Origin of the sequence: Rhizobium sp. CFBP 8762, from assembly GCF_014841565.1 — a bacterium.
Lineage (GTDB): Bacteria > Pseudomonadota > Alphaproteobacteria > Rhizobiales > Rhizobiaceae > CFBP-8762.
Genome location: NZ_JACYUD010000006.1, coordinates 25936 through 39439, shown reverse-complemented (window position 1 = coordinate 39439; position 13504 = coordinate 25936). Strand labels below are relative to the sequence as shown.

Annotated in this window: 11 protein-coding genes; 10 read left to right on the top strand and 1 reads right to left on the bottom strand. The window is 56.9% G+C overall.

Annotated features, from left to right (window positions below; all coding sequences use genetic code 11):
• The first annotated feature begins 23 nt into the window (after window positions 1-23).
• The 8 genes from dusB (at window position 24) to hflX (ending at window position 10667) form a co-directional block, all read left to right on the top strand.
• Complete coding sequence (dusB, locus tag IFT84_RS14235) at window positions 24-1064, top strand: tRNA dihydrouridine synthase DusB (RefSeq protein ID WP_446737604.1); 1041 nt, start codon at window positions 24-26, stop codon at window positions 1062-1064.
• Window positions 1061-2200, top strand: coding sequence for a two-component system sensor histidine kinase NtrB (locus tag IFT84_RS14230; protein ID WP_192120490.1), 1140 nt, complete (start codon window positions 1061-1063; stop codon window positions 2198-2200). Before dusB ends, IFT84_RS14230 begins: the two co-directional genes overlap by 4 nt.
• A gap of 5 nt (window positions 2201-2205) precedes the next feature.
• Window positions 2206-3660, top strand: coding sequence for a nitrogen regulation protein NR(I) (gene ntrC / locus IFT84_RS14225; protein WP_192120488.1), 1455 nt, complete (start codon window positions 2206-2208; stop codon window positions 3658-3660).
• A gap of 94 nt (window positions 3661-3754) precedes the next feature.
• Complete coding sequence (locus IFT84_RS14220) at window positions 3755-6028, top strand: sensor histidine kinase NtrY-like (protein WP_192120486.1); 2274 nt, start codon at window positions 3755-3757, stop codon at window positions 6026-6028.
• On the top strand, window positions 6018-7382 hold the full coding sequence (gene ntrX, locus IFT84_RS14215) for a nitrogen assimilation response regulator NtrX (protein ID WP_192120484.1): 1365 nt from the start codon (window positions 6018-6020) through the stop codon (window positions 7380-7382). Before IFT84_RS14220 ends, ntrX begins: the two co-directional genes overlap by 11 nt.
• Before the next feature lie 2 nt (window positions 7383-7384).
• Window positions 7385-8761 (top strand): Trk system potassium transporter TrkA, encoded by a 1377-nt coding sequence (trkA, locus tag IFT84_RS14210; protein ID WP_192120483.1) that lies wholly within the window; start codon window positions 7385-7387, stop codon window positions 8759-8761.
• Between the two features lie 183 nt (window positions 8762-8944).
• Window positions 8945-9184: an RNA chaperone Hfq gene (gene hfq, locus IFT84_RS14205; protein WP_192120480.1), complete on the top strand. Its 240-nt coding sequence runs from the start codon at window positions 8945-8947 to the stop codon at window positions 9182-9184.
• Between the two features lie 160 nt (window positions 9185-9344).
• Window positions 9345-10667 carry a GTPase HflX gene (gene hflX / locus IFT84_RS14200; protein WP_244651229.1) on the top strand — a complete coding sequence of 441 codons (1323 nt, stop codon included), beginning with the start codon at window positions 9345-9347 and terminating at the stop codon, window positions 10665-10667.
• A gap of 19 nt (window positions 10668-10686) precedes the next feature.
• On the opposite strand, the gene mazG is transcribed toward hflX, so the two are convergent.
• Window positions 10687-11520, bottom strand: a complete 834-nt coding sequence (gene mazG / locus IFT84_RS14195) for a nucleoside triphosphate pyrophosphohydrolase (protein ID WP_192120478.1) — start codon at window positions 11518-11520, stop codon at window positions 10687-10689.
• Between the two features lie 234 nt (window positions 11521-11754).
• Between mazG and cysG the strand changes: the two genes are divergently transcribed.
• Complete coding sequence (gene cysG / locus IFT84_RS14190; protein WP_192120476.1) at window positions 11755-13182, top strand: siroheme synthase CysG; 1428 nt, start codon at window positions 11755-11757, stop codon at window positions 13180-13182.
• Between the two features lies 1 nt (window position 13183).
• On the top strand, window positions 13184-13498 hold the full coding sequence (locus tag IFT84_RS14185; protein ID WP_192120474.1) for a DUF2849 domain-containing protein: 315 nt from the start codon (window positions 13184-13186) through the stop codon (window positions 13496-13498).
• Window positions 13499-13504 lie beyond the last annotated feature (6 nt).

Below are 13504 nucleotides of genomic sequence, written 5' to 3'. Positions count from 1 at the left end.
TGCGCCGATACTGGCTAAAAATAATGCAGTTTAATTCTTGCCTGAAAGATATGCGTTTGACTGGTGTTGATCTTTCGCAAGCGCTTGGCCTAGGCAGCGTCGGACTGCGAAACCGGGTGGTTCTTGCGCCGATGTCCGGCGTGACGGATTTGCCGTTCCGGCAGCTTGCTTGGCGATATGGTGCCGGGCTCGTGGTTACGGAGATGGTGGCAAGCCGTGAACTGGTTGGCAATGCCAGTGAATCCTGGGCGCGTTTGCGCAACGCCGGAATCAGCCCCCATATGGTGCAGCTTGCCGGTCGTGAAGCCTATTGGATGGGTGAGGCGGCGCGTGTGGCTGTCGATAACGGCGCTGATATAGTCGACATTAATATGGGGTGTCCGGCCAAAAAAGTGATTGGCGGGTATTCCGGCTCAGCATTGATGCGCGATCCCGACCATGCCCTGTCGTTGATCGAGGCGACGGTGAAAGCTGTCGACGTTCCCGTCACGCTGAAAATGCGGTTGGGCTGGGATGACGACAGCATCAACGCGCCGGAAATTGCAAAACGGGCGGAAGAAGCTGGCGTCCGAATGATCACCATTCATGGACGCACCCGCATGCAGTTTTACAAAGGGCGGGCGGATTGGGCCGCAATCGCGGCAGTGCGCGATGCTATAACCATTCCATTGATTGCCAATGGCGATGTGGAAACGCATGACGATGTGACGCGGATACTGGCACTGTCCGGGGCAGATGCGGTGATGGTGGGGCGCGGAGCCTATGGCCGCCCTTGGCATCCGGGCTACCTGGCGGGTGCAGTTGCGCATCCTGCAATGGCGGAGATCGCTGAAATCGTGCGTGAGCATTATGATATGATGCTGGAGTTCTACGGCATAGATATTGCTGTGCGCCACGCACGCAAACATATCGGCTGGTATCTGGAGCGTTTTGCGCCGCATCTACAGGCTGAGGAAAAAGCGTCCATCATGACGTCGCTCAACCCGGACGACGTTATCAACAGAACTGTCAGCGCGTTGCGCGACAGCGATAGCCAGGAAGCCCGAAAGGTAATAGCTGCATGACGGGCGACCGAAACCGACCTTCCGCAGACATGAGCGAGCTTGCCATGTCTGTACTGAACGCAATCCAGAACCCCGTTCTCATGGTGGATGCGGATGGCTATGTTGTGTTTGCCAACTGGGAAGCTGAAGCGTTTTTGGCCAGCAGTGCCGTTTCGCTTGCCAAACATCGGATCGACTATTTCATACCGTTCGGCAGTCCGCTGTTGACGCTGATCGATCAGGTACGGGAACGCCGCGCGCCGGTGAACGAATATCGCGTCGATCTGAGCTCACCCCGGTTGGGGGCGGATAAGCTTGTGGATCTCTACGTGGCGCCGGTGGCAGTAGCGCCGGGGTCGGTGGTCGTCGTGTTTCAGGAGCGGACGATCGCCGACAAGATTGACCGGCAGTTGACACACCGTGCTGCGGCCCGCTCGGTTACAGGGCTTGCCTCCATGCTGGCCCATGAGATCAAAAACCCGCTTTCCGGGATCCGCGGAGCGGCGCAACTACTTGAAACCTCGGTTGAGGGCGACGACCGTGCTCTGACACAGTTGATTTGCGACGAAACGGACCGCATCGTATCGCTGGTTGATCGTATGGAAGTATTCTCCGACGAGCGACCGGTGGATCGCATAGCGGTCAATATTCACTCGGTGCTGGATCATGTGAAGGCGGTCGCAAAAGCGGGATTTGCCCGCCACATCAAGATCACGGAAAATTACGACCCGTCGCTGCCACTGGTGTATGCCAATCGGGATCAACTGGTTCAGGTGTTCTTGAATCTGATCAAGAATGCGGCCGAAGCCGTGAACGACAGGCCGGATAGCGAGATTGTTCTCACCACAGCTTACCGACCCGGCATCAAGCTTTCGGTAGCAGGGACGAGAGAAAAGATATCGCTTCCGCTGGAATTCTGTGTTGTCGACAACGGGCCAGGTGTTCCGCTCGACCTGCTGCCGCATCTCTTCGATCCGTTTGTCACAACCAAAACCAATGGCTCTGGACTTGGTCTTGCGCTGGTCGCCAAAATCATTGGCGCGCATGGCGGTATTATCGAATGCGATAGCCAGACAAACCGCACCATATTTCGTGTTCTCATGCCAGTGTCCAAGGGCATGATCGACGATTCAGAAACCTCAACGACAAGAGGATAAGAACGATGACAGCCGCAACCATTCTTGTCGCCGACGATGATGCCGCTATTCGCACAGTTCTCAATCAGGCTTTGACCCGCGCCGGATATGATGTGCGCATCACATCGAACGCCGCCACGTTGTGGCGGTGGATCGCAGCCGGTGAGGGCGATCTGGTGGTGACGGACGTGATCATGCCGGATGAAAACGCGTTCGATCTGCTGCCTCGCATCAAGAAAGCCCGCCCGGACCTGCCGGTTCTTGTCATGAGTGCGCAGAACACATTCATGACGGCCATCAAAGCGTCGGAGAAAGGTGCCTATGACTATCTGCCGAAGCCCTTCGACCTGACAGAGCTGATCGCCATCATCGGGCGGGCGCTGGCTGAACCCAAACGCAAGCCGGTGCGTGCGGAAGACGATATGCAGGACGGAATGCCGCTGGTCGGCCGCTCCGCTGCCATGCAGGAAATTTACCGGGTGTTGGCGCGTCTTATGCAGACCGATCTGACCCTGATGATTACCGGGGAATCAGGTACGGGAAAGGAACTGGTTGCCCGCGCGCTGCATGACTATGGCAAAAGGCGCAACGGACCATTCGTTGCCATCAACATGGCAGCGATTCCACGTGATCTGATCGAATCCGAATTGTTCGGCCATGAGAAGGGCGCGTTTACGGGCGCACAGAATCGTTCATCCGGCCGCTTCGAGCAGGCCGAGGGCGGCACGCTGTTTCTCGACGAAATCGGCGATATGCCGATGGATGCACAAACGCGGTTGCTGCGGGTGCTGCAACAGGGCGAATATACGACAGTCGGTGGACGAACACCGATTCGCACCGATGTTCGTATCGTCGCTGCAACCAACAAGGATTTGCGCCAGTCCATTCATCAGGGCCTGTTTCGCGAAGACCTGTACTACCGCCTGAATGTGGTGCCCCTCCGGTTGCCGCCTCTGCGCGACCGTGCGGAAGACATTCCCGATCTGGTGCGCCACTTCGTGCAGCAGGCGGAGAAGGAAGGGATGGACGCCAAACGATTCGATCAGGAAGCGTTGGAACTCATGAAGGCACATCCATGGCCCGGCAATGTTCGGGAGTTGGAAAACGTGGTTCGACGCCTGACGGCGCTATACCCGCAGGATGTGTTCACCCGTGAGATCATCGAGGCTGAACTGCAATCGGAAATTCCTGATAGCCCCATCGAAAAGAACAACGGCAAGGGCGGAAGTCTGACAATTTCGCAGGCGGTGGAGGAGAACATGCGAAAATATTTCGCAGGTTTCGGAGAGGCACTGCCACCACCGGGGCTTTATGACCGCGTGCTGGCGGAAATGGAGTATCCGCTGATCCTGGCCGCCCTGACCGCCACCCGTGGAAATCAGATCAAGGCCGCAGATCTTCTCGGCCTGAACCGCAATACGCTGCGCAAGAAAATCCGGGAACTTGGGGTTTCCGTCTATCGCAGCGCACGCAGCGCTTGACTTGCCTGCCGGAAGCGTTGCATTTTCGCCACAATGCCTTGGTTAGAGGCTGTTCAGTATGGTGAACGTGCACCGTCTCCTGAAGGAAGTTTGAATGACGGCGGACGTAACCGCACCAACCCCGGCCAAGAGCAGTTTGGCGCTGACACAGGACAGACGGGCATCGTTTGCCTTTCCGGGCCTGTTGCTGGCAACCGGCGCACTGATTTCCGCAGTCATCTCGCTGTTTATTCTGCTGGGCGTCACGCCGATCCGTCCAGAGACCAACGTGGTGATCGTGTCGGCGGTCGTCAACGCGTTGTTTGTGCTGGGCCTGCTCGTTCTGATTGGGCGGGAAATTATGCGGCTCTTAAGGGCGCGCAAGCGTGGCCGGGCGGCCGCGCGGCTTCATGTGCGCATCGTCGCCCTGTTTTCCATCGTGGCCATTACGCCGGCCATTCTTGTGGCGATCTTCGCTATTATTACGCTCGATGTGGGGCTCGACCGCTGGTTTTCGCTCCGCACCCAGTCGATCGTCAACTCGTCTTTGAACGTCGCGCAAGCTTATATGCTGGAAAATGCAAGCTATTTGCAGGGCCAGAGTGTGGCGCTTGGCAATGAGCTTGAGGCACAGCGGCTGCTCTACAGTCTGGATCGCACCAGCTTCATCGAGCTTTTGACGCGTCAGGCAAGAGGCCGGGGCATGTTGGGGGCGTTCATCGTGCGCAAGGATGGAACGCAGATCCTGCAGGCCGATATACCCACCGAACGACCGCTGCCCGCTATCCCGCAGGATGCGTTGAAGGCCGCGGTCTCCGGCCAGCCAACGCTGATACCGCCCGGCGTTACGAACCTCGTTGGGGCCGTGATCGCCCTCGATGATATCCCCGGCACCTTCCTCTACACCGTGCGTGCCGTGGATGTTGAAGTCATGCGCTCCATGCGGCTGATGGAGGAAAACACAGCCGAATACAAGAATCTTGAGGCCGGACGCACACCTCTGCAAATTGCCTTTGGTGTGCTGTATCTGGGCTTTGCGCTGATTGTGTTGCTGGCCGCCATCTGGACAGCTATTGCAGTCGCTGACCGTATTGTGAGACCCATTCGACTGTTGATCGGAGCCGCCGACAGCGTCGCGTCCGGCAATCTGGATGTGATCGTTCCGGTGCGCACAGCCGATGGTGACGTTGGCAGCTTGTCGCGTACCTTCAATAAGATGATTGCCGAAATCCGCACACAGCGCAACGAGATCCTTGAGGCAAAGGACGAAGTTGATGATCGCCGTCGCTTCATCGAGGCGGTGCTGTCAGGGGTCACGGCAGCTGTTATCGGCGTTGAGGATGACCGCCGCATTACCATCGCCAATTCATCGTCCGAGCTGTTTTTGGGCCGTAGCACGACAGAGCTTGTGGGTAAGAAGCTGATTGATGTGGCACCGGAAATCGACAGCGTGCTGACCGAGGCTGCAACCCGGCACCGGAACGACTACCGAAGTCAGGTCAATATCCTCCAAGGGGGCAAAGAGCGGACGCTGAACGTGCAGGTGACCCGAGAGGAAAGCCACGAGGCGCGCGAATCCTATGTCATTACTATCGATGACATTACCGACCTTGTGATTGCTCAACGATCCACCGCCTGGGCGGATGTTGCCCGCCGCATCGCGCATGAGATCAAGAATCCATTGACCCCGATCCAGCTTTCGGCAGAGCGCATCCGGCGACGCTATGGCAAGCAGATCAATCAGGACGATAAGGCCGTCTTCGAGCAGTGCACCGATACTATCGTGCGTCAGGTCGAGGATATTGGTCGCATGGTGGATGAGTTCTCGGACTTTGCGCGTATGCCGAAGCCTACCAAGGAAGTGTCCGATCTGCGCACCATTCTCAAGGACGCCGTATTCTTGCGGGAAATGGGCAATACACATGTGAAATTCGTCCGCGATTTCGGCGAGGAGCCGTTGAACGGTATGTTCGATGTGCGGATGATGGGCCAGGCGTTCGGGAACATCATCAAGAATGCCGTGGAAGCCATCGAGGCGCTGCCGGCTGACAGTGAGCGCGGCCCCCTGACGGTCAAAGTGTCAGCAGGACGAAAAGCGGATGGCACAATGGTTGTCGACATTATCGACAATGGCCGGGGGCTGCCAACCGAAAACCGGCACCGCGTTCTGGAGCCTTATATGACAATGCGCGAAAAGGGCACGGGGCTCGGTCTCGCCATTGTGAAGAAAATCATTGATGACCACGGCGGTCATCTGGAATTGCACGATGCACCGGCCGATTTTGACAACGGCCATGGTGCCATGATCCGCGTGATCCTGCCTCAAATGGCGCAGGTTTCCGGCAGTGATGAACGATTGAAAGACAGGAACATACACCATGGCGTCTGATATTCTGGTCGTTGACGATGAGGAAGACATCCGCGAAATCGTATCCGGCATCTTGTCCGATGAGGGGCATGAGACGCGCACGGCCTTCGATAGCGATAGCGCCCTTCAGGCCATCAGCGACCGGGTGCCGAGGCTCGTGTTTCTGGATATCTGGATGCAGGGAAGCAGGCTGGATGGACTGGCCCTTCTGGATGAGATTAAGAACCGCTATCCGGACCTGCCCGTTGTGATGATTTCTGGCCACGGCAATATTGAAACCGCTGTCTCTGCCATTCGCCGGGGCGCCTATGACTTCATCGAGAAGCCATTTAAGGCCGACCGTTTGATTTTGATTGCCGAGCGCGCCCTGGAAAACTCCAAGCTGAAACGGGAAGTCACGGAGCTCAAAAAACGGTCCGGTGACCCTGTCGAGTTGATCGGCTCGTCTGTGGCAGTGTCGCAGTTGCGGCAGACGATTGAGAAGGTTGCGCCAACCAACAGCCGCATCATGATTCAGGGTCCGTCCGGTTCCGGCAAGGAGCTGGTAGCGCGCATGATCCACAAACGCTCCAGCCGGGCCAACGGGCCGTTCGTAGCCTTGAACGCAGCCGCCATCACGCCGGATCGCATGGAGATTGCGCTGTTCGGCACAGAGGGGACGCCCGGACAACCGCGCAAGACCGGCGCCCTGGAAGAGGCACATGGCGGCATTTTGTATTTGGACGAAGTTGGTGAAATGCCGCGTGAGACGCAAAGCAAAATCCTGCGCGTGCTGATCGATCAGCAGTTTGAGCGGGTCGGCGGCACCAAGCGGGTGAAGGTGGACGTGCGCATCATCTCGTCCACGGCCTACAATCTGGAAAGCCAGATTGCGGAAGGCGTTTTCCGCGAAGACCTCTACCACCGTCTGGCCGTTATCCCCGTGCGGGTGCCAGCACTCGCCGAACGGCGGGAGGATATCCCGTTTCTGGTCGACATGTTCATGCGGCAAATCAGCGAGCAGGCGGGCATCAAGAGCCGCAAGATTGGTGAGGATGCGTTGGCCGTTCTGCAAGCGCACGATTGGCCGGGCAATATCCGCCAGCTGCGCAACAATATCGAGCGACTGATGATTCTGGCGCGCAGCGATGGACCGGACTCCCCGATCAGTGCCGATATGCTGCCCACAGAGGTGGGTGATACCTTGCCTAAGATATCAACGCAGGGCGATCATCACATCATGACGCTGCCACTGCGCGAAGCGCGCGAGCGGTTTGAACGTGATTACCTGATTGCACAGATCAACCGGTTCGGTGGCAACATCTCCCGCACGGCCGAATTTGTTGGCATGGAGCGCTCCGCGCTGCACCGCAAGCTGAAATCGCTTGGCGTCTGATTATGAAGGTCATCATTTGCGGTGCCGGTCAGGTCGGTTACGGTATTGCCGAACGGTTATCGCAGGAGGATAATGACGTCTCCGTCATTGATACGTCCGCCACGCTCGTCGCCAATATTACCGAGACACTGGATGTAAAGGGGCTGGTCGGCCACGGAGCGCACCCGGATGTTCTGGCCAAGGCCGGCGCCGATCAGGCTGATATGATCATTGCCGTGACCCTCCATGATGAAATCAATATGGTGGCGTGTCAGGTCGCGCATTCGCTGTTCAATGTGCCCACTAAGATTGCCCGCATTCGCGCACAAAGCTATCTCGCCCCTCATTATGCCGACCTGTTTTCGCGCGAAAACATGGCCATCGACGTAACGATTTCGCCCGAGGTGGAAGTGGGGCGGATGGTGTTGCGCCGCATCTCGTTTCCAGGTGCGACGGATGTGGTGCGATTTGCGGATGACAACATCGCGATGGTGGCGATTGAGTGCATGGAAGATTGCCCGGTGGTCGATACGCCGTTGCACCAGTTGAGCGAGTTGTTCCCGGATTTGCGGGCCACCGTTACCGGGATCGTTCGCAAAGGTGTTTTGTCCGTGGCGCACTCGGCAGACCAGCTTTTAACCGGCGATCTTGCCTACGTGATTTGTGAGAAGAGCCATATTCGCCGCACACTCGGCTTGTTTGGCCACGAAGAGCAGGAAGCCCGCCGCATCATCATCGCGGGTGGCGGCAATATCGGCTACTTCGTTGCGCGCACGATCGAAGAGCACCAACCGAAAACCTCCATCAAGATCATTGAACACGACCGCGAGCGCGCTGTCGCCATTGCGGACAAACTGCGCAATGCGGTCGTCTTGCATGGCTCGGCGCTCGACCAGAAAATTCTGAGCCAGGCGGACGTTCAGAATGCAGACCTGTTCGTTTCGCTGACCAACAACGATCAGATCAATATTTTAGGCAGCGTCATGGCCAAAAAGCTCGGCTGCGCGGCCAATCTGGTGTTGATCAACGATCCTGCCTATCAGGACTTTACCCGGACGATCGGCATTGATGCCCATATCAATCCCCGTGCCGTCACGATTTCCCGAATCCTCCAGCATGTGCGTAAAGGACGCATTCGCGCTGTTTATGCCGTGCAGCGCGGCTCAGCCGAAGTGATCGAGGCCGAAGCGCTTGAGACGTCGCCGCTCGTCGGCAAATCATTCCGTGAGTTGAATTTGCCGCCCGGTATCCGCATTGGTGCGGTGTATCGGGACAAAACTGTTGTCCGCCCGAACGGTGACACCAAGATCAAGGCGGGCGACCGGGTAGTGCTGTTTGCGACAGCAGATGCTGTGCGGTTTGTTGAGCAAATGTTCCGCGTGAGTATCCAGTATTTTTAGCAGATTCAGCGGTTTTACCGTCTAACAATTGCTTTTAGCGGGTGTGGTTTGCTGATTGCGTACAGGCTGTTGATTTGATACCAAAAAGCGTTGGGGGGCAAAACTCCCCCTCTCATCGAATGAATACACTCAATATAATCAACCAGCCCAATGGAGGCTGGCCAATAAGAAAGAAGCGGCGCTATGGCGGAACGTTCTCAAAACCTTCAGGATCTCTTTCTCAATACGGTCCGCAAACAAAAAATCTCCCTGACGATTTTCTTGATCAACGGCGTCAAATTGACAGGCGTTGTCACGTCTTTTGATAATTTCTGCGTCTTGTTGCGGCGTGATGGACATGCGCAGCTTGTGTATAAACATGCCATATCAACCATCATGCCGGGCCAGCCGATCCAGATGTTTGAGCAGGAAGACGCTGCCTGAGCGAGAGAGACCTTTTAAACGAACGAAGCCTTTCCTATCTTGACGGTACGGCGCACACGATTTGCCGTCCGAAACACCACCGATCAGGACACGAGCCATTACAAAAAAAGATTCAAAGCCCGCCTCTATCGTTCCCGAGATTGAAAAATCCCGCGACGATATGCGGGCGGTTGTCATTATTCCCGTATTAAAGTCCGCAGGTCGCAATGCACCTGAGGGGCAGGGTACGTCCACCCGGTCTGATGAAAGTCGGCTAGAGGAGGCCGTTGGTCTGGCGCTGGCCATTGATCTCGATGTGGTCCGCGCGCTGATCGTGCCCGTCAGTCAACCCAAGCCCGGCACGTTAATGGGCATCGGCAAGATTGCAGAAATTGCAGCGACGCTGGACGAGCAGGACGCCGGACTGGTGATCGTCGACCACCCGCTGACCCCAGTTCAGCAGCGCAATCTGGAGAAGGAATGGAACGCCAAGGTCATTGACCGGACAGGCCTGATTCTGGAAATTTTCGGTCGTCGGGCAACGACCAAGGAAGGCAGCTTGCAGGTTGAGCTGGCGCATCTGAACTACCAGAAGGGCCGACTGGTTCGCAGTTGGACCCACTTGGAACGACAGCGCGGCGGCGCCGGTTTTCTCGGCGGTCCCGGTGAAACCCAGATCGAAGCCGACCGCCGGATGCTGCAAGACAAGATCATCCGTCTGGAGCGGGAGCTTGAGCAGGTGCGCAAGACACGCCAGCTTCACCGGTCAAAACGTCGCAAGGTTCCGCATCCGGTTGTGGCTCTCGTTGGCTATACAAACGCGGGCAAGTCGACACTGTTCAACAGGATTACCGGGGCGGGCGTGCTGGCAGAGGATATGCTGTTTGCCACGCTCGACCCGACCTTGCGACGGATGAAGCTGCCGCATGGCCGCACGGTCATTCTGTCTGATACGGTTGGTTTTATTTCGAACCTTCCGACACATCTGGTTGCTGCATTTCGCGCCACACTGGAAGAAGTGCTGGAAGCAGACCTTATCCTGCATGTGCGTGACCTGTCCGACCCGGATAATGCGGCGCAATCGGCGGATGTGCTCCGCATTCTGGCTGATCTCGGCATTGACGAGAAATCAGGATCCGAGCGGATCATAGAGGTCTGGAACAAGATTGATCGTCTGGAGCCGGAAGCGCGCGAGGTGATTACGCAGAAGGCGGCAAACACGGCCAACACCGTAGCGGTGTCTGCAATCACGGGTGATGGCATTGACGCACTGCTGGATGAGATTGGCGCACGGATTTCCGGCGTTCTTCTGGAGCGGACGGTGCGCTTGCAGCCCGAACAGATGCAATTGCTGCCATGGATCTATGAACGCGCCATTATGGACGGGCGTGAAGATGAAGAGGATGGCTCCATCAGCCTCGATGTTCGCCTGAGCGAAAGTGATGCAGGTGAACTGGATCGGCGAATGGGCAACGGACCGAAGGCTGAAGCCGACCTTTGGTAAGTCGTAAACATATTGAGCGTCAGATCAACTGACGCTCAATATTCTTGGCAGCTTGCCACAGCGCCTCCATACGCTGCAAAGTTGCATCTTCCAGCTTTTCTCCGGCCTCTTCCAAACTGGTTTCGATGTGGGAGAAGCGGCGACGAAATTTGGCGTTGGTTCCGCGCAGCGCCGTTTCAGGATCGGCATCAACATGGCGACCGATGTTGACAACGGCAAACAGTAGATCACCCAGTTCATCCCTCACCTTATCGTTCTGTCCTTCTAAAAGGGCTTCCCGCAACTCGGCAATCTCTTCTTCGATTTTGGCGAGAATGGGTTCCGACGATGACCAGTCGAAGCCAACCTTTGCGGCGCGTTCCTGTAGTTTTAAGGCCTCTACCAAGGCGGGGAAGCTACGCTGAACCGAACCGAGATAACCAGCCTTGTCATCCAGCGGCAGCCCGCGTTTTTGCCGACGCTCCACACGGGCCTGCTTTTCCTGCTGTTTGATGGTATCCCATTGCAGCTTGACCGCCTCAGGCGTATGGGCATCTGACACCGCAAACACATGCGGATGGCGTCGGATCATCTTGGCGGTGACAGCCTGTACGACGTCGCCAAAGGAAAATTCACCAGCCTCCTCGGCTATCCGCGCATGGAAAACCACCTGTAGCAAGAGATCACCAAGCTCATCGCACAGATCGTCCATGTCTCGCCGCTCAATCGCATCGGCGACTTCATAGGCCTCCTCGATTGTGTAGGGAATAATGGTCTCGAACGTCTGTTCCACATCCCAGGGGCAACCGGTTACGGGTTGGCGCAGGGCCTCCATAATCTCGAGCAAGCGCTGAATGTCGGTGGATGGTTGCATGGTATGCCTCGACTGTCACAGGAGCGGGACCAGATGCCCCGGAAGTGACAGAAGCTTTAGCGAAATTTACCCGTGGGTTCCATTCGGAAATCGTATGGGCATATTTCCTAAAATGTAGGTGGAGCAGAGGAAAACTATACGCAGGACACTGTCCGTTCGATATACTGTTTCTTCACGCAGACACGCTTTGCGAGCATAGTGCGCATCAAATTGGTATTGGACATAAGAATCACCATGCAAGACCAGCTTTCGGTATTTCCGGCTTTTTTCCGCGTCGCGGACAAGCGCGTTGTCGTGTTTGGCAATGGCGACGAAGCCTATGCGAAAGTTCGGTTGCTATTGAACACGCAGGCGCGGCTCGTTGCCTATGCAGATGATCCGGAAGACGATTACCGGGCATTCCTGACAGCCAAAGGCGTCGAGTTTGTCTATGAAGCGTTTGCTCCAGGCTTGCTGCAGGGGGCGACTCTCGTTTTTGCTGCCACTGGCGATGAAGCGCTGGACCGCACCATTGTGGAAGCAGCCCGCGCACTGAAGATTCCCGCTAATGCTGTCGATCAGCCCGATGTTTGCGATTTCTACACGCCAGCTCTGGTCAACAGAGCGCCTCTGGCCGTTGCCATTTGCACCGAGGGAGCCGGTCCAGTGCTTGGACAGATGGTTCGGGCGCGCGTCGACCAAATGCTGTCTCCGTCTCTGGGCAAGCTTGCGCAACTGGCCGTGCACTTTCGTCCCATGGTCGAAGCCATGATTCCCAAGGGGGTTGCGCGCCGTATATTCTGGAGACGGTTCTTTTCCGGGTCGGTTGCGGAAGCGGTCGCTTCTGGCAATGAGGCACTTGCCAAGAACAATGCCAAGTCGCTCGTGGAATCCATGGATCGTGTGCCGGGCCATGTCTGGCTGGTGGGGGCGGGTCCCGGCGCTGAGGACCTGCTGACGCTGCGGGCGCAACGCGTGATGATGGAGGCCGATGCCATTGTGTATGATGCGCTGGTGCCGATGGCCATTGTGGACATGGGACGGCGCGATGCAGAACGTTTGTCGGTTGGGAAGCGCAAAGGCTGTCACAGCAAACTACAAAGCGAAATCAACGATTTGTTGGTGTCTCTTGCATTAGAGGGTAAGCGGGTTGTGCGCCTGAAATCGGGCGATCCCTTGGTGTATGGCCGCGCAGCCGAGGAAATGGCGGCACTTCGTGAAGCGGGTATCAGTTACGATATTGTCCCCGGCATCACATCCGCATTTGCAGCGGCAGCCGATTTTGAACTGCCTTTGACATTGCGCGGCGTTGCCTCATCCTTGATCTTCACAACGGGTCACGATCTGACGGGGGACGTGTTGCCGGACTGGGCGAGACTTGCCATCTCCGGTGCAACGATTGCCGTCTATATGGGCCGGACGGTGGCAGCCTCCGTTGCAGCCCGCCTTATGGAAGCCGGTTTGCCGGCAGAAACCACGGTGGCGGTTGTCGAAAATGCTAGTCGCGTTGAAAAAAATTTGCTGCATGGAACGCTGCGGGACCTGCCGGGTCTGCAGCACAGGGACGATCTGAACGGACCGGTGATGGTGATTATCGGCGACGCGGTGGCGGGTGCGAATTTCGAGCGGTCCGTCCCGTTGGCCCAACGCCAACCAGCCGATGCAACGTTAGTGAGGGTTTGATATGGCCGACAAGGTGTTAACAGCAAATCGCTTATCGGACGGCATCGCTGTGTGGCTGGATGCGGCTGGCAACTGGGCGGAAACCTTGCAAAGTGCGTTCGTTGCCCGTCACGCCGAAGCCGTATCGGCTTTGGAAGCGACCGGCAAGGTCGCCTTTCAAGACAATAAGGTCGTTGACGTTAACGTCATCGATGTTGAAGATGTCGATGGCGTGCTGCGGCCTCTTCGAATGCGCGAGCGCATCCGGGCGGATGGACCTACGATTGATTATGCGCCCCATTATGACGTGAAGCGCGCGCAGCCCCTATCTGCTTAAGGAATA